We start from the raw sequence: 748 nt of genomic DNA, 5'->3' as shown, positions 1-748 counted from the left end.
TTTCCGGGACATGCCGAAGTACGCTCCGCTCCGGTTCTCGGAAGCCATCGTTCTCGGCTCGGCCTGACCTAAATCTCAGCATACCCTTGCGGCGGCGCTTGTTGATTGGTCGCCTGCCAAGCGCGGCAATGCGCCGCGCCTGACATCCTAACCCATCCTTAACCATAACGGTTCATGAAGGAATTGGTGAAGATTGGCGCAATTCGTGCGCCTTCCTTTCACCAATATTTGCCTCGAAAAGGCCGCGAAACGGTGCATTCGGGGCGTGTCCCGCAAGCTTCACGCTTCGCGCGATCGGACCAAAGGGATGCCCATGGGCCAGCCGCCAGCGATGCCCGGAAAATCTTAAGGACTTAAGTGATGGAAAATATCGCACTCGCCGATCCGGCAGCGCATTTGTCGATCTGGGCCCTGTTCATGCAGGCCGGCTGGGTGGTCAAGCTGGTGATGATCGGCCTGCTCTGCGCCTCGATCTGGACCTGGGCGATCATCATCGACAAGCTCGTCGCCTATAGCCGCATGCGCCTCGCCCTCAATCGCTTCGAGCAGGTCTTCTGGTCCGGGCAGTCGCTCGAAGACCTCTACCGCACGCTGGCCGACCGCAAGACCACCGGCATGGGCGCGATCTTCGTCGCCGCCATGCGCGAATGGAAGAAGAGCTTCGAAAAGGGCGCGAAGTCGCCGCTGGCGCTGCAAACCCGCATCGACAAGGCCATGGACCTGGCATTGACGCGCGAGATGGAAAGGC

General features: G+C 60.3%; 1 pseudogene. It reads left to right on the top strand.

The features are described from left to right. Window positions 1-360: 360 nt before the first annotated feature. Window positions 361-748 (top strand): annotated as a pseudogene (locus tag EOA27_RS38785) (protein TolQ); the annotation flags it as partial.

The sequence above is a fragment of the Mesorhizobium sp. M2A.F.Ca.ET.037.01.1.1 genome, assembly GCF_003998075.1.
In the GTDB taxonomy this organism is placed as follows: Bacteria; Pseudomonadota; Alphaproteobacteria; order Rhizobiales; family Rhizobiaceae; genus Mesorhizobium.
This window is presented reverse-complemented; position numbering and strand designations above follow the sequence as displayed.